Here is a 22,112-nt window from a genome sequence, read left to right on the forward strand (position 1 = left end):
GCCTCTTCTTATGAATTACAACATCAACAAAGGCATTGGAAGAACGGTAGAGTTTAAGGGACTGAAAGCACAATACCTCTTCATCTTCGCTGGTGGACTGCTCGGAACTCTAATCCTAGTTATGATACTGTATATGGCTGGGATGAATTCCTATATCTGCCTTTTTCTTGGAGTTGGCGGCGCATCACTGATCGTATGGCAGACTTTCTCCCTAAATAAAAAGCATGGCGAACACGGGCTGATGAAAATCGGTGCAAATAAAAGACATCCCCGTTACATTATCTGCCGCAAGTCGGTATACCGCTATTTAAGGTTCACTCCTAAACCGAAAACCTTATGAGAAATTCAGCAAAGATCACAACATTGGAAAGCAGGTTTCCACTGCTGGCAGTAGAAAACAATTGTATCCTGTCAAAGGATGCGGATATTACTGCCTGTTTTAAAGTGAAGCTGCCGGAACTCTTCACAGTAGCATCCGCCGAATATGAAGCCATCCATTCCGCCTGGCATAAAGCGATCAAGACTCTACCAGATTTTACCATTGTTCACAAGCAGGATTGGTACATCAGAGAAAGCTACGAGCCGGATATGGGAAAAGACGACCACAGTTTTCTGGCAAAGTCCTATGAACGCCATTTTAACGAACGTCCATTCCTGAGCCATTATTGTTACCTGTTCCTGACCAAGACGACTAAAGAGCGTATGCGTATGCAGAGTAACTTCTCCTCATTATGCAAAGGTGCACTGATACCAAAAGAAATCAGGGACAAGGAAGCAATCCATCGTTTTATGGAAGCGGTTGCACAATTTGAACGAATTGTTAACGACAGCGGATTTATAAGTCTGCAACGCCTCACGGAAGAAGAGATTATTGGAGCCGAAGGAAAACAAGGATTACTGGAACAGTACCTGACCTTGTCTAGAGAGACCGGAACACCGATGCAGGATATAGCACTTGGTGCAGAAGAGGTTCGTATTGGTAACAAAAGGCTTTGCCTACACACGCTTTCCGATACAGAAGATCTGCCTGCTGAGGTATCAACACATACCCGTTATGAAAAACTATCCACCGACCGTAGCGACTGCCGGCTTTCATTTGCTGCACCTGTTGGACTGTTGCTAAGCTGTAATCATATCTACAATCAGTATTTGTTTTTCGATAACAGCGAAGACAACCTGCAAAAGTTTGAGAAAGCCGCAAGAAACATGCACTCACTGTCCCGTTACAGCCGTGCCAATCAGATTAACAAAGAATGGATAGAACGTTATTTAAACGAAGCCCATTCTTTAGGGTTGTCGTCCATTAGGGCACATTTCAACAGCATGGCATGGTCAGATGATCCATCTGAACTTAAGCAGATAAAGAATGACAGCGGTAGTGCACTGGCACTAATGGAATGCAAACCGCGCCAAAATACAACAGATGTTGCTACACTATATTGGGCGGGAATTCCGGGCAATGCGGGTGATTTTCCAAGTGAAGAAAGTTTTTACACGTTCATAGAACCGGCTTTGTGTTTCTTCACAGAGGAAACCAATTATCATAATTCACCATCGCCTTTCGGTATCAAGATGGCAGACAGGCTTACGGGAAAACCCATCCATCTGGATATTTCCGACCTGCCTATGAAACGTGGGATTATCACCAACAGGAACAAGTTCATATTGGGCCCGTCAGGTTCAGGAAAATCATTTTTCACCAACCACATGGTACGTCAATATTATGAGCAGGGTGCACACGTCCTGCTTGTCGACACCGGTAACTCTTATCAGGGTTTGTGCGAACTTATCAAGGGGAAGACCAAAGGAGAAGATGGGGTTTATTTCACTTATACGGAAGACAATCCCATTGCCTTTAATCCTTTCTATACCGATGATGGCGTATTCGATATTGAAAAGAGGGAAAGCGTAAAGACATTAATACTAACGCTATGGAAGCGAGATGACGAGCCCCCGAGCCGTTCTGAAGAAGTGGCATTGTCCAATGCTGTGAGCGGATATATCGAGCGTATCAAACAGAATGAGGTCTATCCTTCTTTCAATGGGTTCTATGAATATGTTCAGGATGATTACCGTAAGATATTGGAAGAAAAACAGGTCAGGGAAAAAGACTTTGACATTGCCAATTTCCTGAATGTTCTCGAACCTTATTACAAAGGAGGAGAGTACGATTATCTGCTGAACTCCGATAAACAGTTAGACCTGCTTTCCAAACGATTTATTGTCTTTGAGATTGATGCGATCAAAGATCACAAAATCCTCTTTCCCATTGTGACCATTATCATTATGGAAGTCTTCATAAATAAGATGAGAAGACTCAAAGGCATCCGTAAATTGATCCTGATTGAAGAGGCGTGGAAAGCCATTGCCAAAGAAGGAATGGCAGAATATCTGAAGTACCTTTTTAAAACTGTTAGGAAATTTTTTGGTGAAGCAATCGTAGTAACGCAAGAGGTTGATGACATCATCCAATCACCAATCATCAAAGAAAGTATCATCAACAACTCCGATTGTAAAATCCTGCTTGACCAGCGGAAGTACATGAACAAGTTTGATGAAATACAGGCAATGCTTGGTCTCACTGACAAAGAAAAAGCACAGGTACTTTCCATTAATATGAACAACGATCCAGCGCGGCTTTACAAAGAAGTATGGATAGGCTTGGGCGGTACACACTCTGCGGTATATGCGACAGAAGTCTCGGTTGAAGAATATTTGGCCTACACCACTGAAGAAACCGAAAAACTGGAAGTGATGCAGCTTGCAGGAGAATTGGACGGTAATGTAGAGCTCGCCATCAAACACATCGCCATGAGGCGACGCGCGAAAGAAAATCAATAATCACTAACAATTTAAAAATCGAAAAAATGAAAAAATTACAATTTGTGGTGAGTATGGCACTCATGCTTGCCACTGCACCTTGTACAAAAGCACAATTTGTGGTCACTGATCCTGCAAATCTGGCTTCAGGTATCCTTAACAGTGCCAATGAAATTGTACAGACTTCAAACACAGTATCCAATGTTGTTAAAAATTTCAAGGAAGTAGAAAAGGTCTATAAGCAGGGCAAAGAATATTATGATAAACTACAGGCGGTAAACAATTTGGTGAAAGATGCACGCAAGGTACAGCAGACCGTTTTATTGGTGGGCGATGTTTCTCAGATGTATGTGAAGAATTTTGGTAAGATGATAAACGACCCCAATTTTTCTGCCCAGGAATTGGCAGCTATTGCCAACGGTTATTCGACACTGCTTGGTGAGAGCACAGAATTACTGAAAGAACTCAAGCAGATTGTAAGCTCATCAAGCCTATCGCTGAATGACAAAGAGCGAATGGATATTATTGACCGCGTGTACAAAGAAGTGAAAGAATACCACAGTATAGTACGCTACTACACCAACAAAAATATCTCGGTAAGCATACTAAGAGCAAAGAAGCAGAACAATACCAAAAGAGTACTTGATCTCTACGGAACCCCAAATCAAAAATACTGGTAAGCGATGGAATTTAATAATCTTCACGAAGTCCTGCGTTCCCTGTATGATGAGATGCTGCCATTGTCCGCCGATATGGCGGCAGTGGCTAAAGGACTGGCTGGCTTGGGAGCCTTGTTTTATGTAGCCACCAAGGTATGGCAGGCTCTCAGCCGGGCAGAACCGATTGATATGTATCCTTTGCTACGTCCTTTTGCACTTGGACTCTGCATCATGTTTTTCCCCACAATAGTTTTGGGAACTTTAAATGCGGTACTAAGTCCCGTTGTACAAGGCACTCACGCTATCCTCGAAAATCAGGTTCTTGACCTGAACGATCTACAGGCAAAGAAAGACATGTTGGAGCGTGAGGCGATGCTCCGCGATCCTGAAACTGCCTATATGGTATCAAACGAAGAGTTTGATAAGAAATTGGACGAATTGGGCTGGTCGCCTTCAGACATAGGAACAATGGCAGGAATGTATATGGATAGACAAACCTACGAGATAGAGAAAGCAATTAAGGAATGGTTCCGCAATTTGCTGGAAATACTTTTTCAGGCAGCGGCTTTGGTCATCGATACCATACGGACTTTCTTTCTGATTGTACTGTCAATTTTAGGCCCGATAGCTTTTGCTATATCGGTATGGGATGGCTTTCAGTCTACACTCACACAGTGGCTCACCCGATATGTCAGCGTGTATTTATGGCTTCCTGTAGCTGATTTGTTCAGTTCCATGCTTGCCAAGATACAGTCGCTGATTGTTGAAAGGGATATTGAGATGCTTGCCGATCCTACTTTCATCCCCGATACCTCCAACACCGTGTACATCATCTTTATGATTATAGGCATTGTGGGGTACTTTACAATTCCGACAGTCACAGGCTGGATTATTCAGGCGGGCGGTGCAGGGAACTTTACCCGAAATGTTAACCAGACAGCCATGAAATCCGGAAATATAGCCGGCGCAGGAGCAGGATCCACAGTAGGAAATATAGGAGGCAGGCTGATAAACAAGTAACGAGAAATCATTCAAGAAAATGGAATTTAAAACACTAAGAAATATAGAAAACAGTTTCAGGCAGATAAGATTATATGCCATTGTGTTTGCAGTACTCTGCACGGGAGTTGCAGGATATGCCGTTTGGCATTCCTACCGATTTGCAGAGCAGCAACGTCAGAAAATCTATGTCCTGGACAATGGGAAATCACTGATGCTCGCGCTCGCACAGGATGCGTCGATCAACCGTCCTGTCGAAGCAAGGGAACATGTAAGGCGTTTTCACGAACTCTTCTTTACGCTCGCACCAGACAAGAATGCCATCGAGAGCAATATGAAAAGGGCGTTTAATCTCGCAGACAAAAGTGCCTTTGATTATTACAAAGACCTCTCGGAAAAAGGATACTACAACCGTATTATATCAGGCAATGTGCAGCAGCGTATTGAAGTTGACAGCGTAGTAGGCAATTTCGAAACATATCCCTATGCAGTGCGCAGTTATGCAAAACAATTTATCATCCGTTCCAGTAATGTTACAAAACGCAATCTGGTTACGTCCTGTTTCCTTGTCAACTCTGTCCGCTCGGACAATAACCCTCAAGGCTTTAATATTGAAAAGTTTGCAGTACTAGAGAATAGGGATATAGAAGTCATCGAGCGTTAAAAAAATAATCTTATGGAAACATTATTAGAATTAAACAGCTTCGCAAAAATCCTGACTGACAAAGGATATAACGAGTATTTCCATACGCAGGGTGCTTATGCAGGAAAGCTGAAAGAAAGCTTAAGCGAATTCTTTGAAAGCTGCCAAAAAGGTACAGATAGTATACCTAAGCATGATTTACTGCTGACAAGCTACCTGCAATGGTCAGGTGATAAAAAGCCACGTATAGAATGTGCAATGTGGGTGAAACACCTTAATGAAGAACTCTCACTAAGCCGAATGGAAATAATAAAAAAAGACCAATTCGGGCAGATCCTAAAAAAAATCGAACTGAAAGACCTTTCTGTAATATCCACACCAAAGTTAACCGAAGCAATTGCAATGGTCAATGACGAGCCAAAGCAACAGACAGGTCAAAGTCCGAAGCGCTTCAAGCTATAACACAGAAATAATAAGGCTATGAAAACAATAAGAACCAATATAAACAAGTGGTTTGACAGGCTGGAAGAAAGCTGGCAGGCATTGCCTTTATATAAACAGCAGCGGTATACACTTTATTTTTTTGGAGCATATCTGCTGCTTACTGCAGGGGTAATTTTTAAAGTATGTTATGATACGGCAAGCCCAGAGCATAACATCAAAATTGAGCATATTAAAAATCCCTTGCTCAAAAAGAAAGAAATTCCCACATCCTTGCGGGACACATTAGTAACAATTTTAAAAGACAAGATTTATGAAAGAAGATGAAAAAAGAGCCGTCGTCCTGTTAGAAGGAGACGGCCCAAGCAGAGTATCCACGGAGACCAATGATAAAAGGAGTATGATTGAAAGATTTAAAAAACCACTGATATTCGTTTTAATGGGGATCGTGTTTTTAGGTTCTATGTACCTCATATTTAAACCATCGTCAGATAAAAAGGGAATCGAAAATATTGGAATGAACGATACTGTTCCTCAAGCGACCGAAGATGGAATGCAGGCAGACAAGCAAAAGGCTTATGAGAAGCAAATGCTGGAAGAAAAAGAACAGCAAAAGCGCGATGCCATTACTACTCTGGCTGATTATTGGAACGAAGGAAGCACAACTAGTGAAGGGGAAGAGGGACTAAATGATGACGAGAACCAAAATCAAAACAATAGCAATAGCAACAGATCGGAAAAACCCATGAATCCGGCATTAAACAGTTATCGAAATGCACAAAGTACACTGGGTTCTTTCTATCAGGATGATAATGGTGAAACACAGGAACTCCGTAAGCAATTGGACGAACTAAAAGAAAAACTGGTTGAAAAGGAAATACCTGCCGGAGTAACGGTAAATGACCAGTTGGCACTCATGGAGAAATCCTATCAGATGGCTGCAAAGTATCTTCCTTCAGGTACAAATGCTGCGGAAAATGCAGGCAATAAGGTTAATGCACCTGTCGTTTTGGATGAGTCGCCGAAAAAATATTTTGCAGCATTCACCAGTGCAAGAAAAAATACGGTATCATCATTATACCGTGAGCCTGCTGATAGTGCTTTTATAGCCGACTGGAGCGAAATCAGAAACCGTAGTTTTTACACAGAAGGTTCGGTGGAGCAGGTGATACAGCCAAAGAACAGCATTAAAGCCTGTGTACAGGAAACACAGACCATTATTGGGGAAAGTAGTGTACGACTTCGTTTATTGGAGCCTGCCCAAGCGGGTAATCTTACCATTGCGAAGGGAACAATCCTAACCGCTAATGCCAAGCTTCAGGGTGGACGCCTTGATTTAAAGGTTACTTCCATAGAACAGCAAGGAAACATCATCCCAGTAGACATCACCATTTATGACCTTGATGGACAGCAGGGATTGTACGTACCGTATTCTCCGGAAATGAATGCCCTTAGTGAAATGGCAGGCAACATGAGCCAAACGTCCGGAACAAGCCTGATGCTTACCCAATCTGCAGGACAACAGGCAGCGGCTGATTTAAGCCGTGGCGTAGTTCAGGGAATTTCAGGTTATTTCTCCAAAAAAGTAAGGACACCAAAAGTTACCCTAAAAGCAGGACATCAAGTATTCCTTGTTTCTAAAAAATAATAATAACTCAAATAAACTAAACAATGAAAAATCATTTTAAAACCTTTTGGGCAATTGCCCTAATGATTGGCTTTGCGATATCTTCTTTTGCACAGCAAAGCGCAAAAACTTCCCTTGCTGTGGGCAGGATAGAACCATACCAAATGGAAGTTACTTATGATAAAACCTCCCATTTGATTTTCCCAACAGCTATACGCTATGTGGATTTGGGCAGTGAATACCTGATCGCAGGGAAGGCAGAAGATGCGGAGAACGTACTTCGTGTAAAGGCTTCAGCAAGGGATTTTGAGCAGGAAACCAATTTTTCGGTCATTACCGATGACGGACACTTTTACAGTTTTGATGTGTATTACAATTCCAACCCTCAGACGCTCAGCTATAACCTGCTGACGATGCAAAAGACAGTAGATAAATATACTGGAAACGATGTGCTTTTTGAAGAATTGGGCAATACTGCACCTTCACTGGCAGGCTTGCTGTTGGAAACCATCTATAAAAAAGATAAACGCATTGTCAAACATATTGGTGCTAAAAGTTTTGGCATCCAGTTTATACTCAAAGGAATTTATATTCATAATGACAAGTACTATTTCCATACACAGCTAACAAACCGAACAAATGTTCCTTTTCAGATTGATTTTATCAATTTCAAGGTAACGGACAAAAAGATTGCAAAACGCACCGTCATACAGGAAAGGTCAATAGTACCACTTCGCAGCTACAAACCACTTAGTGAGATTGGAGGAAAAACTGCCCAGCAGAACGTGTTTTTGTTAGACCAGTTTACCATATCCGATGACAAGTTACTCCTGATCGAAATTTTTGAGAAGAATGGCGGCAGGCATCAAACCATGCAGGTAGAAAATTCCGATTTGATAAAAGCCCGATTGGTTAGCGACATGCATTTGAAATTTTAGTAACGTAATAAAAACAACAATAGAGAAATGAAAAAATATATTTATACAGTGATGTTCGTTTTGATGAGCATTACAATATCGCAGGCACAACGTATGCTTCCCAAACAAAAAGGACTGGAATTGAGTGCGGGAAGCTTTTCGGGGGATTATCCCGGCAGGAACTATTACCTCAATATTGGCATGACCGTAAACGGCAAGAATGGCAATTACCAGCTTTGGGCTTTGGAATATTCCCATCAGTATTACAAATACAAAGACTTGCGAATCCCACAGGAAACCTATACTGGCGAAGGAGGTTATAGTTTCTTCCTTTTAGGTGATGCCGGTAAAAATATTACCCTGAATGCAGCTATCACTGGGGTTGTCGGTTATGAAAGTATCAACAGGGGAGAGGATTTATTATACGATGGAGCTAAAATACTCAGCCAGGATCACTTCATCTATGGTGCTGGTGGGAGGCTGTCTATTGAAACATATTTGTCCGACCGATTTGTACTGTTACTGCAGGTATATACAAAAGTTCTGTTGGGTACAGATCTGGAACAGTTCCGACCATCGGCAGGAGCAGGAGTAAGATTTAATTTTTAAAATGTAAAAACGATGATAGTATTTTTAAATAAATTCACATTAGGATTACTGCCCGTATTTGTGGCAGTCCTGCTAAGTTGCATTACTTTGGTATCTTGCAGTACAGAAGAACTGGAAATACAGAATGATTTTCCTTTTGAAGTGAAAATAATGCCAGTACCCTCAGCTATTGCAAAGGGGAACACAGTAGAGATCAGGATTTCAATAGAGCGAAGCGGTAATTATTCAGGCACGCAATATTTTATCCGTTATTTTCAGTTTGAAGGTCATGGAACTTTACGATATTACGATGAAATGCCATACCTCCCAAACGATTTGTATCCGTTGCAGAAGGATCAATTCAGGTTGTATTACACTTCCAATTCGACCGTTTCCCAATCCTTTGAAGTATGGATTTCTGATAATTTCGGGAACGAAAAACAATTGATTTTTGAGTTTAACAGCACCGATTAACTATTAGATATTGTCTTAAATTTGCATTTAATCGCAACCCGAAGCTCACAGCTTCGGGTTGTTTTGTTTGCTATATTACTATAAGTTGCTAAAGAGATAATTACGTAACTTTAGTAACTTAATACTGATTTGTGATACCCAGTAAATATTTTTAGAAGTGGAACTTTAATTCTATTCTTATGAAAAATATTATAGACCGCACCAATAGATTTTATATCGAAATGTCCAGAAAAGTACTCTCTGATAGGGAGTATGATATACTACAAAAGCTTCTGATCGAAAAGAAGACCCTTCAGGAAGTGGGAAGCATATATGGCGTTACCGGAGAACGGGTTCGTCAAATTTATGAAAGAACCTATAAAAAAGTAAAGAGCATAGCCCAATTACTTGGTGAAATTGACACCTATAAACGCAAATTGCAACAGTTGAAGCACGATTTTAATTTCGAAATCCAGCAAAAGAAAAAAGAAGATAATAAAAATGAAGTTGATTTGTGTAAAAAGCTTTATGCGAGCCATTTTCCTTTCAGTAAGAGAATGTACAGTCTGTTCGAGGTTTTGGATATTCATACTGTAGGAGAACTCGCTGAGATCCCCTTAAAAAGTTTTGAGTGTTTCAAAGGATTTAAAGTGCAGTGTAAAAAAGAGCTGATTGAATTTATAGAATTTGAAAATATCGAGCATCTTTTTGATGATTTTTCTGTTTGGAAAACACAGCCAATTAGTTAGCAATGATAAAATTCAATTATAGTGATGTGGATCTCTTTTACCTCTTTTTTGGTTGCTAATAAGAGAATAAAGTAGAATAAGTAAACGATAAGAATTTAATCATAAAATGAATATAACAAATTGGGTGGAGATTTATTCGTTCATCTTAATAAGTGTGCATAAATATTAAAACAATAACAATAATTGTGAAATATTTCTGATATTTTAGCTATTTTCGGTAAATTATTTAAGATTATATGTTTATATCAAAATTGTCACTAAGAAACTTTAGAAATTTCAGAAATGTATCTCTAGATTTTAATAAAGGGGTAAATACCATTATCGGAGAAAATGGTTCAGGAAAGACAAATCTTTTTCATGCTATTAGGCTACTAATTGATGAAAGTATGCCTAGAGGTATAAGATTATATGAGAACGATTTTAATCGTTCAATTGGAAAATGGGCTGGACATTCCATAATAATTCAAATTGAGTTTCAAGAACTCGACTCCAGTGAGGAAGCGCAGTCAATAGCAATGCACAAAATGGGTGCTGTGAACGATTTTGATGGCTCTCAGGGAACCTATTGTATGTTCTTTCGTCCTAGAATTGAAATAAGACGAAATCTATTTAAACTTTCTCAGAGTGATGATAAGACACCCGAACAATTGGAAACATTATTGAGTGAAATTTCATTAAATGATTATGAATCAGTTTTTACAGGAAGAGGAAATGTAGATTTTTCAGATGATGAAGTATATTCTCAATATATAGGTAATTTTACTGAAATTACATTTCCTGATCCTGACGACGAACAAACGGATGTATATGGTATAAAAATGTACGGTATTTCAATTCCAAATGAATTCGCTTGTACTTTTGCAAAAGCACTTCGTGATGTAGAGTCTGATTTACGCTCGTACAGAGACAATCCATTATTAAACCTGTTACGGGATAAAGAAAAAAATATTTCCATTGACAAAAAACATGAAATCGAAGAGCAAGTAGATACTTTAAATAAAAATATTTCAGGTTTAGATGAAGTAAAAGGTGTTTCTAAAGGTATTACCCAAACCATTAAAGAAGCCGTTGGTGAGACATATGCACCTAATGTAAATATTAAATCGGAGTTACCTTCAGAAATGGAAAAGATACTTCAATCTTTAAAATTATGGGTTGGAGACCCTGATGAAGAAGGGCACGAAGGACGACTATGGGAATTGAGTCTTGGAGGAGCAAACCTGATTTACCTATCCCTGAAATTATTAGAATTTGAAAAAATAAAGAAAGAAAACAAGATTGCAAATTTCATTTTAATTGAAGAGCCCGAAGCGCATATACACACCCATATTCAAAAAACACTTTTTCAAAAGTTAGATAAAGAAAAAACACAGGTGTTTATTTCTACACATTCCACGCATATATCCTCGGTATGTGAAATAAGCTCTATGAATATTTTAGGACGTGGAAAACAAAGAGCTCACGTATATGCACCGTCGCGGAATCTTAAACCAGACAAAATAACAAAACTGGAACGATATTTAGATGCCAACAGAACTAATCTCTTATTTGCAAAAGGAGTTATCCTTGTCGAGGGAGATGCTGAACATATATTGATTCCTGAAATTATAAAAAAGGTGTTTGGGGTATCTTTAGATGAACTTGGTATTTCCATAATAAATATTGGAAGTACTGGATTTGAGAATGTTGCTCAATTATTTCATAAAGACAGAGTACATAGAAATTGTAGTATTCTGACTGATAATGACCTTTCGATTGTTACCTTACCTAAAGACCCAAAGGATGATAATCAATACGAGAGAGATTGTCGTAATTCTCAAATCTCAGGAGTAGAAAGAAAAGAAAAATTAGAACTTTTTTGTAAGGATAATGATTTCGTTAAACCATTCTATGCTAAACATACTTTTGAGGTTGATTTTTTACTTGGAGGAAATTCTCATGAAATTATTCAAACAGTTGAAAAAGAATATAAAAAACAACCCGATAAAGATCGAATTAAAGGATTGCTTGGAAATAAGGATGTTTCCATCTCTGGAAAAGAAGTTTTAAGATTAGCTGAAAAATTTGGAAAAGGCTGGTTTGCAATCATGGTTTCTGAAAAAATAAGTAATATTACAGCTATTCCTAAATATATTTTGGACGCCATAGTATTTGCGTGCCCAACTCTTAACCAAAGTATATTACTTACCATTGCAAAATATAGGCTTATAAAATTAAAAGATAATCATTATATAGGAGATATAACCGATTATGAGTCAATCCTTGATGAGATAATTTTAATTGAAGATGGAGCGGAAGCATTAGAATTCTTTATTGAAAAGTTACCTAAGGATGTGTTATCTAAATTAATCAGTAAATTAAATGCTTAAAGGTTTAAATCCCCAGCAAACTGATGCAGTAATTGAGCCGGGAAATGTTCTTTTAACTGCTTGCCCTGGGAGTGGTAAAACACGTGCGCTTACTTATAAGATTGCTTATGAATTAGAACGTCTTACTAATTCTAAAAAAATTATTATAGCAGTTACCTTTACCAATCGAGCTGCTGATGAAATAAAAAAGAGAATACGTGAACTAAATGCTGATGATACTAATTTGTGGGCCGGCACAATTCATTCCTTTTGCTTGGAGTGGATTCTCAGACCCTATATGTGCTATTTGGATGAACTTAAAAGTGGCTTTTCAATATCAGATGAATACAATTCTGAAAATTTGATGAGTGAGTTGAAAAAAACTTATGGACTCAATTATTGGGATTCCGTCTCTACTAAATATCTGCCAAATGGACAAAAAGAAGAGACAGCTTACAGAAAATTACTAGATGAATACCATGAATCATTAGCCAGTAAAAAATTGATCGATTTTGATCAAATACTTCATTATGCACATAAGTTAATTTTGACGTATCCGAAAATATCTGAAATCCTTAAAAACATGTTTCATTTGGTGTGTGTTGATGAGTACCAAGATACACAACAATTACAGTATTCAATTTTGGCAAAAATAATGAAGGGTGCAACTGGGAATTGTAAGATGTTTTTTGTTGGCGATTCAGATCAGGCAATTTACGGTTCATTGGGAGGTGTGGCAAAAGAAATTCAAGAGATTAAGAAAGAATTTGGTGTTGTTTTCACAAGTAAAGAATTATCGGGCAATTATAGGTCAAATCAACAAATTATTGATTATTACCGTAACTTTCAAACTACTGACATTGATATAAAAGCATTAGGAATAAATGCAGATGATAACGCTGTGATAACCTATAACAGAATAGTTCATAAGGATAATTTGACTGTTAGTATTTCGGAAGTAATAAAGCAGAAAATTGCTGAAGGAGTTCCCGAACATGAGATATGTGTTCTCGCTCCAACTTGGTATCTTGTAATTCCTATGGGAAGGAAATTAAAAGCGCTTTTGCCCGATGTCAAATTTGATGCAGTCGGTTTATCTCCTCTACTCAAAAATAAAGAGAATACTTGGTTTAAGATTGCAAGATTATTTCTTGTTTTACCTTCTCCAAAAGCTTTCCTGACAAGAAAGCGATGGGCATCAGAACTTATCAACGAATTAGAAAGTTTTGGAATTATATTGTTTGAAGATAGAGAATTTAAAGCAAAAACATTATTGAAGTTAATAAACTCTATTTCATCTCAGGAGACCGATGGATTAAAATACTTAGAGGAATGTTTTTTTGAATTATTTGAGAAGTTAGAAATTTCAATTTCTTCAAATGTTATGCTTGAAGTACAATGGGGAGCTTTTTTTGATGGAGCAAAATCAAGACTTGATAACCCTGATTTTGATTTAGCAAAAGACATTGAGAGTTTTAGAAAAATGTTTAAACATGAGGAAGGAGTTGTTATTAATACTTGTCATGGCATTAAAGGAGAGGAATTTGATACAGTCATTGCTTTTGGATTATTACATGGAAAATTACCTAATTGGAATGAAACAGGAAATAGGGCTGCTGAAAAATTATTGTATGTAATTTGTTCAAGAGCAAAACGTGAATTACATCTTGTATCAGAGACAGGTCGTGTAACAAATTCTGGCAGAGCTTATAATCCCACTTATCAACTTAGTTCGCTTGAGTATGATTATGATTGAAGTGAGGGGTTCGCAATCTGATTTACTTATTAATAAAAAGCAGATTTTACTTTGGTATAATCCAGCGAGGTTGTTTTAATATTAGTGTTGCTAATTCGCTCATTTATCAACCTTCCAATCAAATGCTGAGCAAGAGAATTTTCCGTGATAAAAATAAACTGCATTTAATACGGAATCTATTGTCGTCAGTATTAAGAATGAGAGTAAGTTGAAATTTTTTTCACAGTTTTTTTCTCTCCAAAATGATTTAACGAAAAAAGTAATAAGAACGGTACCTCCAAAATGACCTTCTTTTGCTTCTTTTCTTTGGTCGCTATATGGAAAGAAAAGAAGCATTGCAAAAACAACAAAAGGGATAACAAATCCCTTACAAAAATTTACCAACCTGTTTGATAAAATGGCGTAGCATTTCATTTTTGTCAAAGAGGTTGTACCGCTTAAAATGCAAAAAGACTGCCCCGACCATCGGAAGGGAGTGTCTTTTTGCCGCCCGATTTCGGGTCAGGCAATTTTTAATGGATGGGAACTGAAATTTTTAAGATTGAGAAAAAATCCCCTGTTCTCTGTCATACCATAACGGAATAAGTTCCATAAAAGTGAGCATCCCATCTGAGCTAAAGCAGAATTGATAAACAAATCCTGTTTTTCAAGGGCTTCAGCTAACGAACAACTTGGCGTGTCATCCTGCTCTTGGGACTGTATTAATAAATCTCCAAATTCATCGGTCACGAATGGCAGGCTTGCCACAGTTTCGTGTTTTTCAGAATTGGGTTGCTTAACCTTTCCGACAGTAGACAAAATAACCTGACCTGTATACTGGCTGTTTCCAAAGTCCATCCAATATTTTGGTGCGTCCCTTTGGAACCTGTGATTGTTTACAAGGTTTAAAATATCCGCAATATCAAAGCGGGATTTTACACTGTCCACACAGGAAATATAAATAGATGCTTCCGCATTTTTTGGTAATTTGCATAAATGGTTCTTTTCAAATTTTACAGTTTCTGCTTTCCAATTCGTTCCCATAAAACGGTTTACACGATTTATCAGCGTAACGGATTTGTATAACCCAACCTCACATTCTGCAAAACGCTGTCTGCCCAAATTGGCACTCGTTACAATATCATCATCCCATAAGCGAACACATAATCCAGCGTGTCCGAGTTCAATAAGGCTATGGTTCATTTCCATGAGCGCAGTCAACACTTTAGAGCCTGTTCCGCCTGCACCAATTACATTTACGGTAATGGGGTTAGTGGGATTTATTAAATATTCATCCGTAAAATGTATTTTTGTTTTTTCTGTATTCATCACAATAAATTTTCAAGTATTTTATTATTCTTTTTTAATACTTCTTTGGGAAAGGGTTTTCCTGTTTCGATAAGGTCTTTCCAAAGGTTTACACAATTGCCTTTTATAGGACTGTTGCTTCCTAATAAATGGCTGAAATAACTATTGAAAAAATAGTCTTCCCAAGCAAACACAAATTCCTCTATAGAAGCGCAGTTTTTAATGTTAATATTGACTGTACCCATACATACCCTGCCGTATTCATAGATGTTGAAAAATGGTGCGTAATATAAAGGCGTTTTTTCTGTAGGTCTTCGCTCGCTTGCAAGAGCAAAGACCGAAAGACTGTTTTTGGTGGCATACCAAACCATCGGCGGTATATTTGCTATTGCACTGGGAATGTTCAAACTATTCACAAAATATAGTTGTCGCTTTTGCGCCTTAGTATACCACAAAACCGCACCTTTATCCTTGTTCGGATTGATATGCAGAATGTTTGGCGTTAAAATCCCACTTGATTTTAAAAAGGCTTTATCTTTTTCTTTTTCCGTCTGCAATGCCCTTGCTAGCTTATTAGCTTCCCTAATTGTCAAAGGGTGTGCATTGACAGGACTACCATTTTTATCCATATCAAAATGTTCCACATATACCTCTGTATCTGATCCTTTAGTTTCATAGAACATTAAAGCTGATTTAGGATGGTATAATGTTCCAAAACTTGCTGTTATGTTATTTATAGTATTCATCTTCTTGTCGTTTCATAGTTATACAGTACGCTACACATATCATCCAAAAGTGCAAACAACTTATTCTCAAAATCAAGGCTGTTATTTGTTACATTTGCTTCTTTAAAATATTTGCAAATGGTAGGTTCTTCCATTGCCCCGTACTCGTTAAATTCGTTATTGATGGTCTCGGCAATACTTTCATATAACCATCCTTTTGTTTGCGATATAAAGGAAATATACTTTTCCATGCCAATAGTTTCATACTCTTCGCTTTCGTTGTCTTCCTTTTTAGGTGCGTTTCGAAAAATGGTTTCACTTGGATATTCTGTATATAAAGCAAATGCATTCTTTACCATCTTTAAACATTCAAGGTCAAAGCTGTCGTGACATTTAAAAGAATTGATACGCTGTTCAAACACAGATAAATTGATACGGTTAAAAATCTTCTGTTCCATACAATCCCCAATCGATTCTACTTTTTCAAACTCACGTTTGTACGTTTCGTTTTGTTGTGCTTCATCGTCCTGCTCCATCCAATCTTTGTGCATTTCGTACATCCAATACAAATAGGTGTCTTCCTGTCTGAAATAGGGAATGTCCGCAATATTGTACAGGTAAGAGCAAATAGAAATAAGCAATTGGGCATTTCTTTTACGCTTTGGGTCGTGCAACATTTGATACAGCGGTTCAATTGGAATATAATACAGGGTTGTACCTGTATTGTATTTTTCCTCACTGATAAAGTAGGTTTTCTGTTTATCCTGTACCAAACGTATTTCCTGCCAGTTTAAAACATTATGCTGTAGCTTTTCTTCTATGTCCCAAATGGCCAATGCTATATTGTTAGGATATTCAAATTGATTGGTCTGCATCGGTTCAATCTTGTAATGATTGGCAAGTTTAGAAAGAGAATTATAAAAATCTTTCTGCATTTTTTCTGTTTTCTGACAAGCCTGTACCGTTTTGGTTTCTTGCAGTTTAGGCAGGAAAGACGTTCTTAGAAAACCATTGGAAGCATTTGAGCAGGTACTGATTTGCGTTTGTCTTTCTGAACTTCGTGAGCGTCTTTGGGTTTTTGCATCCAATTGGCAAATTCGTTCAATTGTCGATGTAACTGCCTTTGCTGTTTTTGTTCGGGTGGATTGATTTTGCCCGCTATAATAAGTTTCTGCATTGTTCATTGTTTTCAAATTTAGTTTAACCTTTCGTTCCCATTACACTTTCAAATCTGTATTCTACCGCATCGTCCTTAATAACGGGTGCAGATATTTTGGCGGTTGTCAAAATAGCGTAGCTGTTGGCATAAAAATTCAGTACTGCATCCACGCTCCAACGTGGTTCAGGGTCAGTAAGTCTAATTTCCTGTCCCTTATCTTTGAGTACAAACACTCGTTCTAATTGAGTTGCTAATAACATGATTTCCTAATTTTAGAGTTATACATTCTGTACCTGCTCTGCTCCAAAAAGGCTTGGGGCAGAAAACTTGTCGGATAGTTCTGTTTTACGTTTGCGTATCTCGTCAGCCTTTTCGGGAAACTCTGCTATGTCGGGAACTTTCATCCATGCTTCACGATGTTTGCCTTCTTTGTCCAATTCATCAGCCTTTGCCATTCCGTCTTTAAACTTCTTGTCTTTGGTTTCCTGTTCTTTTTTCTGCTTTTCTTCTTTTTCTTTCTCCATTGCCGATTGCTTTTTGGCTTCTTCCAATTGTTTCATAAAGGCTTCAATATCCACCATTAAACCTGAAGCAGACTTTAAGGGTGTGGCTATCTGCTCAAAAAAACCGTTGTCAAGTTCTTCGGCTGTTCCTCGAAGATTAAGCGGAGGTATAATGTTTTTTGCGTTATCTCTGCACCCGTCATTTTGGACAATAACCGATACAATAAGAGTGTTTTTTGCTCCTTTTGCTATGGTAAGATGCAGGTTACCTGTAACCTCCAATTGTGCTATCTGATGAAAAAAATTCGTGTTCATCGTTCTAAAATTTAATTGTTCATTTTGTATAATAACTCAAATACTAAAGTTTTTAAAGGCGACAATTTTAAATACAGTCGCCTGTAAGGATTAATTAAGGTTTAAAATTTCTGTACCATCCATTGCAAAAGCAGTACATAGTTCAAATGCTTTCTGTGATTTGAGTTGGGCAGTACCACCCATTACAATGGATTGCAATTTGGCTTCATTATCTTTGTAGGTGCGTACATTCTGATAGTAGCCTGTCACAGCATTATAAGCGCCGAAGAGTGTGCCTTTTGTAGTTTCCATCTGTTGGGTATCGCTTGCCATAGCATACGCAAAGGCATCTTCTACAGTATTTTTGAATACTGTGGATACTTCATCTTCCGCACCTTTTTCCAGCAAATCCAAAGTTTCCTTGTTGGGGCAAAGTGCCAATTGGATTAATTTTTTTATCTCTCTATCAGTTACCTTTACTTTAGCCCACTCATTAAAGATGCCTTCTAACTGTGTGCTTAGGGTATCTGCCAATCCCATAACTTTGTGGGCATTTTCCAAATGCTGTTTTGCACCTGAAGTATGTTTGATACGTACCACATTGCTCATTGAGCGAAGCGAAGCGTTAAGCGTGTTTTGGCATACGATACGAATAGGAGTAAAGGCTGCCGTAATACTTCCGCTACCATCATGTGAAGTGGTAAGGAAAATATATTTTTCCGTCACATCATCGCCATTCCCTACACGGATATAGTCGGGCAGTTTGGCTGTGATAAATATGCGTTCTCCCTGTCCGAGTGCTCCTGCGGTTTCGTACAATATTCCCTCGCCACCACCTACAATGGCATCAAAGAAGTTGAAGGCTTCACGGTTTTGTACAATGTGATAGTCTTTGCCCACAACGCCCAATACGGCATTGTTATCGGTACGGATATTGGCGTAATAGTTGGGAACGGGCAGTTCATTATTGCCTATTTCAATGCCGTTTGCAGTTTCTATAATCCCCGAACCTTTTGTGTATAGTGTGCTTTTTGCAACCTCATAATCTAAACCTGCGTGTTTGATTGCTTCGGCGCTCGTGGGATATTGCTCCACGATCTGCCCTAAGCCATGCCATGCTTTTTCTTTTACGCTAAAGAATGAATAAGCCCCTGTATTGCTGTTGAAATTGATATTATGTGCCATGATAAAATGATTTAAAAGTTTAAAAATTATTTGAATCCCGTAGTTAAAATGGGAGGTCGTCTTTTGATTTGTTATTGTTCTTTCCTTTGGCAGGTTGTGCGGTTTCTGTTTTTTTTCCACCTGCATGGAGTTTTATCTGCGAGGTATGAAAATTCAGTCCTGCGTGCGCTTCTCCGTCATTTCCCGTCCATGCTCTTGCACTTACTTTTCCCGATAATTCTACGAGTGCGCCTTTGGTGAGTATCTTGGCTACTTTAGGCGTTATCCAATAGGAGCATTCGAAGTAAGTTGTCTGCTCTATGCGTTCGCCCTGTTTATTGCGGTAGCTGTCGTTGGTTGCTACTGAAAAGTTTACTACTTGTTTGTTCTGTGACGTTGTGCGTACTTCCGCATCCCTTGTCAATCTTCCTGTGATGTTCATGATTTCTACGATTTTTAGTGATTGTTTTTTTTGAAATTTTATTCGGCAATGAGAGGAGGTGCTGTTTTGTTTCATCAAATCCATTTTTAATATTTTACTTTTCATTGCTGACATTTTTTTTATTCGTCTAAAGAGCCGGAGTATGCTATGTTTCGTTTCAGGAGCATAAAAAGGTTAGTGTTTAGCAATAGCAAGGTTTTGACAAAAAATACAACCCGGATGGGTGGAGATTTTTTGTCAAACCTGAAGGGCCTGGGCTTGCTATTGCGTTAAGAACACGGAGTTACCTTTGCTGCTGAAATGAGACAAAAGCATACTGGTTTTTTATTAAAAAAATAAAGGGAAGCAATGAGTATTGTATTGGACAAGGGCAAATAAGATTCAATACATATGTCCTCACATTGAATTGGATTCCAGTTCTATTAGAAAACCATCTTTTAGATTTATTGAATAAACGGTAGAAGACTTTTTGTATTAAATCTAAGTTTATAGGAGTTTTTAAATAAAAAGGACAAACACAAAATGAATAATTTAAAATTGTAAGTTTGTGTTAAACCATACCTTATTATAAATGAATTTACATGATTTGAGAGAAGCTCAGGCTAGGTATATAAAAAGAATTGACCGTGTTATTGAAGGGCGTGAAAATATTCACAAAATACGCTCTGAATTTGTTAAGCACTTTAAATACAGTACCATTCGAACTATGCATATAGACGAATATGTTCTCGGCAAGACGGTTCCAGAAAACACATACAATTTTTGTTATACTCTTGAGCGCGAACTTGACGGTTTAGGGAGAATCATTGGTGCGAACGCGTTTAAATTTGGAGTGTATTATGGGAGGATTAAATCCGATCCACAAATTAAATATCGCTTTGCAAAAAAATTTGGTAACAGTGATGTTGTTGCATTTGATAATGTCCGTCTTAAAATCCTTGAACTTCTCGAGGCGGGAGCTACAGGTGACTTAGCTGCGATAGCCAATAATAAGATTTCACCAATGTTTAAAGGAAAAATTCTTTCTACTTACTATCCTGATCTTTACCTGAATGTATTTTCGCCAGAACACTTAAATTATTTTTTACTAAAGTTAGATTTGGATACGGAATGGCTAATTAAAGCAGATGCAATTTACAAAAGGGCGGCACTCATTGAATTTAAAAATAAGGACCTAATCATGAAAGATTGGTCTGCTGATATATTTTCCGATTTTCTTTATACAGAATATCCAGGTCGACCTTTTAGAAAAATTTCTGTATGGCAGGAATCAGGGATGTTGGGAGATTATGAGGATCCTGAATTTTCACCAAATCCAGTAGCATCATTCATCGAATTAGATATTTTACCTTTAACTGAAATTAAAAGAAAGAGTTCAAAAAGCAGGAATAAGAACAAAGAAAAAACTGATTATGAAGCAGAAGCTCGAAAACGTAGAAAGTTGGGCGACCGCGGTGAAAAAATTGTAATGGATTTGGAAGCCAAACGCTTGCGTGATGGAAATAGGGAAGATCTCATAGGAGGAATTGATAGGGTATCTCTCAAGTCTGACTCGTATGGATATGATATTCGTTCATTTGAGCTTGATGGGAGTGAAAGATATATTGAAGTTAAAGCTACAGCGGCTAAGGTGGGTAATGCTAACTTTTTTATTTCTGCAAATGAGTTGAGGGAGGCAGAAGAATCCGAAAATTATTTTATTTACATGGTTTTCGACGTAACATCTGCATCTCCGCAGGTTTGGCCTATTCGAAACCCATTTAATCCGGAAAATGAAAGTTTAAAGAAGACTGCCATTAGTTATCACGTGAACATTTGTACAACGCTAAAATAATTACCAGTGGGATGTAGCGGATGAAAGTAAAACGAGATAAGCAAGAATTACTTAAAAAAAACCGCCGGATACATCGCTGTATATGACGGGCTGTCCATAAACATAATCTTCCATTTTATGTTTACTTGTAATTTTAAAAATATCATTAGATCAAAATGAAATTCGATTTTAATCTGAAAAGATGTTAGCAATAATAAAATCTGATGGGAATATAATTTAAGGCATTAATATTAAGGATTTAAAGATACTTTTTTTGAATTAAAGAATAAAAGATCTACTGACCTGATTCAATTTGGAAGAAGGTACTGATATTCAATCTTGATGATTTATACGGAATGAGACTGTAGTTTCGATATGGAGTGATGATCTTTCATCTGCTAGCTTGACAATCATAGCCAATAGATTCCATCAACTGTCATTTTATATTACGACCGAAATCGCTGTGATAAATTAGATAGCTAGTGCAATTCTGCACAGCTTAAATGATCATGGAAATGAACGATTTCGAGATAAAAAAAATACCATATAAAGAAGCTTTTGAGAAAATGAAAAACGCAGGAATGGATGTAACGTATGAAGAAGCAGTTTTAATAATTGACTTCTTACATAATTTAACATCTCTTGTGTTGAAAAAGCATTTTAAATTGCCCTAAAATATTATCTTTGATAATGCTAATAATCAGTATTATAATGTGTTAACTAAA

At 37.7% G+C, this 22,112-nt stretch carries 23 protein-coding genes; 16 read left to right on the forward strand and 7 right to left on the reverse strand.

The window, feature by feature from the left end:
* Window positions 1-10: 10 nt before the first annotated feature.
* The 14 genes from AC6CH4_RS14630 to AC6CH4_RS14695 all read left to right on the forward strand — a co-directional run bounded on the left by AC6CH4_RS14630 (window position 11) and on the right by AC6CH4_RS14695 (window position 14,000).
* Window positions 11-340 carry a DUF4133 domain-containing protein gene (locus AC6CH4_RS14630; RefSeq protein ID WP_498104151.1) on the forward strand — a complete coding sequence of 110 codons (330 nt, stop codon included), beginning with the start codon at window positions 11-13 and terminating at the stop codon, window positions 338-340.
* Window positions 337-2,841, forward strand: coding sequence for a TraG family conjugative transposon ATPase (locus AC6CH4_RS14635; RefSeq protein WP_498104153.1), 2,505 nt, complete (start codon window positions 337-339; stop codon window positions 2,839-2,841). Before AC6CH4_RS14630 ends, AC6CH4_RS14635 begins: the two co-directional genes overlap by 4 nt.
* Before the next feature lie 26 nt (window positions 2,842-2,867).
* On the forward strand, window positions 2,868-3,500 hold the full coding sequence (locus AC6CH4_RS14640; RefSeq protein ID WP_498104155.1) for a DUF4141 domain-containing protein: 633 nt from the start codon (window positions 2,868-2,870) through the stop codon (window positions 3,498-3,500).
* A 3-nt stretch (window positions 3,501-3,503) separates the two neighbouring features.
* A complete protein-coding gene (traJ, locus tag AC6CH4_RS14645) occupies window positions 3,504-4,499 on the forward strand; it encodes a conjugative transposon protein TraJ (RefSeq protein ID WP_173965765.1) in 996 nt (331 codons plus the stop codon).
* 19 nt (window positions 4,500-4,518) lie between these two features.
* A complete protein-coding gene (traK, locus tag AC6CH4_RS14650; RefSeq protein WP_498104157.1) occupies window positions 4,519-5,142 on the forward strand; it encodes a conjugative transposon protein TraK in 624 nt (207 codons plus the stop codon).
* A 12-nt stretch (window positions 5,143-5,154) separates the two neighbouring features.
* Window positions 5,155-5,583: a hypothetical protein gene (locus AC6CH4_RS14655; RefSeq protein ID WP_498104159.1), complete on the forward strand. Its 429-nt coding sequence runs from the start codon at window positions 5,155-5,157 to the stop codon at window positions 5,581-5,583.
* A gap of 18 nt (window positions 5,584-5,601) precedes the next feature.
* On the forward strand, window positions 5,602-5,889 hold the full coding sequence (locus tag AC6CH4_RS14660) for a nitrogen regulatory IIA protein (RefSeq protein WP_498104161.1): 288 nt from the start codon (window positions 5,602-5,604) through the stop codon (window positions 5,887-5,889).
* Complete coding sequence (gene traM / locus AC6CH4_RS14665; RefSeq protein WP_498104163.1) at window positions 5,876-7,210, forward strand: conjugative transposon protein TraM; 1,335 nt, start codon at window positions 5,876-5,878, stop codon at window positions 7,208-7,210. The genes AC6CH4_RS14660 and traM overlap by 14 nt, the downstream gene beginning before the upstream one ends.
* 23 nt (window positions 7,211-7,233) lie before the next feature.
* A complete protein-coding gene (traN, locus tag AC6CH4_RS14670) occupies window positions 7,234-8,127 on the forward strand; it encodes a conjugative transposon protein TraN (protein ID WP_498104165.1) in 894 nt (297 codons plus the stop codon).
* 27 nt (window positions 8,128-8,154) lie between these two features.
* Window positions 8,155-8,715: a conjugal transfer protein TraO gene (locus tag AC6CH4_RS14675; RefSeq protein WP_498104167.1), complete on the forward strand. Its 561-nt coding sequence runs from the start codon at window positions 8,155-8,157 to the stop codon at window positions 8,713-8,715.
* A gap of 12 nt (window positions 8,716-8,727) precedes the next feature.
* Complete coding sequence (locus AC6CH4_RS14680; protein WP_498104169.1) at window positions 8,728-9,168, forward strand: DUF3872 domain-containing protein; 441 nt, start codon at window positions 8,728-8,730, stop codon at window positions 9,166-9,168.
* Window positions 9,169-9,347: 179 nt separating this feature from the next.
* Window positions 9,348-9,896, forward strand: coding sequence for a sigma factor-like helix-turn-helix DNA-binding protein (locus AC6CH4_RS14685; protein ID WP_498104171.1), 549 nt, complete (start codon window positions 9,348-9,350; stop codon window positions 9,894-9,896).
* A 236-nt stretch (window positions 9,897-10,132) separates the two neighbouring features.
* Window positions 10,133-12,265 carry an ATP-dependent nuclease gene (locus AC6CH4_RS14690; protein WP_498104173.1) on the forward strand — a complete coding sequence of 711 codons (2,133 nt, stop codon included), beginning with the start codon at window positions 10,133-10,135 and terminating at the stop codon, window positions 12,263-12,265.
* Window positions 12,258-14,000 (forward strand): UvrD-helicase domain-containing protein, encoded by a 1,743-nt coding sequence (locus AC6CH4_RS14695; protein WP_498104175.1) that lies wholly within the window; start codon window positions 12,258-12,260, stop codon window positions 13,998-14,000. The genes AC6CH4_RS14690 and AC6CH4_RS14695 overlap by 8 nt, the downstream gene beginning before the upstream one ends.
* 501 nt (window positions 14,001-14,501) lie before the next feature.
* Here the strand turns inward: AC6CH4_RS14695 and AC6CH4_RS14700 are convergent.
* From AC6CH4_RS14700 to AC6CH4_RS14730, 7 genes are all read right to left on the reverse strand, one after another.
* Complete coding sequence (locus AC6CH4_RS14700) at window positions 14,502-15,308, reverse strand: PRTRC system ThiF family protein (protein ID WP_498104177.1); 807 nt, start codon at window positions 15,306-15,308, stop codon at window positions 14,502-14,504.
* Window positions 15,308-16,033, reverse strand: coding sequence for a PRTRC system protein B (locus AC6CH4_RS14705; protein ID WP_498104179.1), 726 nt, complete (start codon window positions 16,031-16,033; stop codon window positions 15,308-15,310). Before AC6CH4_RS14705 ends, AC6CH4_RS14700 begins: the two co-directional genes overlap by 1 nt.
* The gene (locus tag AC6CH4_RS14710; RefSeq protein WP_498104181.1) at window positions 16,030-17,196 is read right to left on the reverse strand and encodes a hypothetical protein; all 1,167 of its coding nucleotides are present in this window, start codon (window positions 17,194-17,196) and stop codon (window positions 16,030-16,032) included. Before AC6CH4_RS14710 ends, AC6CH4_RS14705 begins: the two co-directional genes overlap by 4 nt.
* Window positions 17,197-17,212: 16 nt before the next feature.
* Entirely contained in the window at window positions 17,213-17,431 is a 219-nt protein-coding gene (locus AC6CH4_RS14715) for a PRTRC system protein C (protein ID WP_498104183.1), read from the reverse strand.
* Between the two features lie 18 nt (window positions 17,432-17,449).
* The gene (locus tag AC6CH4_RS14720) at window positions 17,450-17,989 is read right to left on the reverse strand and encodes a PRTRC system protein E (RefSeq protein ID WP_498104185.1); all 540 of its coding nucleotides are present in this window, start codon (window positions 17,987-17,989) and stop codon (window positions 17,450-17,452) included.
* A gap of 90 nt (window positions 17,990-18,079) precedes the next feature.
* Window positions 18,080-19,153, reverse strand: a complete 1,074-nt coding sequence (locus tag AC6CH4_RS14725) for a DUF932 domain-containing protein (protein WP_498104187.1) — start codon at window positions 19,151-19,153, stop codon at window positions 18,080-18,082.
* A gap of 43 nt (window positions 19,154-19,196) precedes the next feature.
* Window positions 19,197-19,574, reverse strand: a complete 378-nt coding sequence (locus AC6CH4_RS14730; RefSeq protein ID WP_498104510.1) for a single-stranded DNA-binding protein — start codon at window positions 19,572-19,574, stop codon at window positions 19,197-19,199.
* A 571-nt stretch (window positions 19,575-20,145) separates the two neighbouring features.
* Here AC6CH4_RS14730 and AC6CH4_RS14735 point away from each other — a divergent pair.
* Together AC6CH4_RS14735 and AC6CH4_RS14740 are read left to right on the forward strand one after the other, a co-directional pair.
* Complete coding sequence (locus AC6CH4_RS14735; protein ID WP_498104189.1) at window positions 20,146-21,408, forward strand: protein NO VEIN domain-containing protein; 1,263 nt, start codon at window positions 20,146-20,148, stop codon at window positions 21,406-21,408.
* Between the two features lie 494 nt (window positions 21,409-21,902).
* Window positions 21,903-22,061, forward strand: a complete 159-nt coding sequence (locus AC6CH4_RS14740; RefSeq protein ID WP_498104191.1) for a hypothetical protein — start codon at window positions 21,903-21,905, stop codon at window positions 22,059-22,061.
* Window positions 22,062-22,112 lie beyond the last annotated feature (51 nt).

This window comes from Flavobacterium sp. GQ95 (assembly GCF_059758655.1).

Bases quoted from the DNA above. Each gene is read 5' to 3' on its own strand.
- AC6CH4_RS14630 (WP_498104151.1), top strand. From the start codon at position 11: ATGAATTACAACATCAACAAAGGCATTGGAAGAACGGTAGAGTTTAAG.
- AC6CH4_RS14635 (WP_498104153.1), top strand. From the start codon at position 337: ATGAGAAATTCAGCAAAGATCACAACATTGGAAAGCAGGTTTCCACTG.
- AC6CH4_RS14640 (WP_498104155.1), top strand. From the start codon at position 2,868: ATGAAAAAATTACAATTTGTGGTGAGTATGGCACTCATGCTTGCCACT.
- traJ (WP_173965765.1), top strand. From the start codon at position 3,504: ATGGAATTTAATAATCTTCACGAAGTCCTGCGTTCCCTGTATGATGAG.
- traK (WP_498104157.1), top strand. From the start codon at position 4,519: ATGGAATTTAAAACACTAAGAAATATAGAAAACAGTTTCAGGCAGATA.
- AC6CH4_RS14655 (WP_498104159.1), top strand. From the start codon at position 5,155: ATGGAAACATTATTAGAATTAAACAGCTTCGCAAAAATCCTGACTGAC.
- AC6CH4_RS14660 (WP_498104161.1), top strand. From the start codon at position 5,602: ATGAAAACAATAAGAACCAATATAAACAAGTGGTTTGACAGGCTGGAA.
- traM (WP_498104163.1), top strand. From the start codon at position 5,876: ATGAAAGAAGATGAAAAAAGAGCCGTCGTCCTGTTAGAAGGAGACGGC.
- traN (WP_498104165.1), top strand. From the start codon at position 7,234: ATGAAAAATCATTTTAAAACCTTTTGGGCAATTGCCCTAATGATTGGC.
- AC6CH4_RS14675 (WP_498104167.1), top strand. From the start codon at position 8,155: ATGAAAAAATATATTTATACAGTGATGTTCGTTTTGATGAGCATTACA.
- AC6CH4_RS14680 (WP_498104169.1), top strand. From the start codon at position 8,728: ATGATAGTATTTTTAAATAAATTCACATTAGGATTACTGCCCGTATTT.
- AC6CH4_RS14685 (WP_498104171.1), top strand. From the start codon at position 9,348: ATGAAAAATATTATAGACCGCACCAATAGATTTTATATCGAAATGTCC.
- AC6CH4_RS14690 (WP_498104173.1), top strand. From the start codon at position 10,133: ATGTTTATATCAAAATTGTCACTAAGAAACTTTAGAAATTTCAGAAAT.
- AC6CH4_RS14695 (WP_498104175.1), top strand. From the start codon at position 12,258: ATGCTTAAAGGTTTAAATCCCCAGCAAACTGATGCAGTAATTGAGCCG.
- AC6CH4_RS14700 (WP_498104177.1), bottom strand. From the start codon at position 15,308: ATGAATACAGAAAAAACAAAAATACATTTTACGGATGAATATTTAATA.
- AC6CH4_RS14705 (WP_498104179.1), bottom strand. From the start codon at position 16,033: ATGAATACTATAAATAACATAACAGCAAGTTTTGGAACATTATACCAT.
- AC6CH4_RS14710 (WP_498104181.1), bottom strand. From the start codon at position 17,196: ATGAACAATGCAGAAACTTATTATAGCGGGCAAAATCAATCCACCCGA.
- AC6CH4_RS14715 (WP_498104183.1), bottom strand. From the start codon at position 17,431: ATGTTATTAGCAACTCAATTAGAACGAGTGTTTGTACTCAAAGATAAG.
- AC6CH4_RS14720 (WP_498104185.1), bottom strand. From the start codon at position 17,989: ATGAACACGAATTTTTTTCATCAGATAGCACAATTGGAGGTTACAGGT.
- AC6CH4_RS14725 (WP_498104187.1), bottom strand. From the start codon at position 19,153: ATGGCACATAATATCAATTTCAACAGCAATACAGGGGCTTATTCATTC.
- AC6CH4_RS14730 (WP_498104510.1), bottom strand. From the start codon at position 19,574: ATGAACATCACAGGAAGATTGACAAGGGATGCGGAAGTACGCACAACG.
- AC6CH4_RS14735 (WP_498104189.1), top strand. From the start codon at position 20,146: ATGAATTTACATGATTTGAGAGAAGCTCAGGCTAGGTATATAAAAAGA.
- AC6CH4_RS14740 (WP_498104191.1), top strand. From the start codon at position 21,903: ATGAACGATTTCGAGATAAAAAAAATACCATATAAAGAAGCTTTTGAG.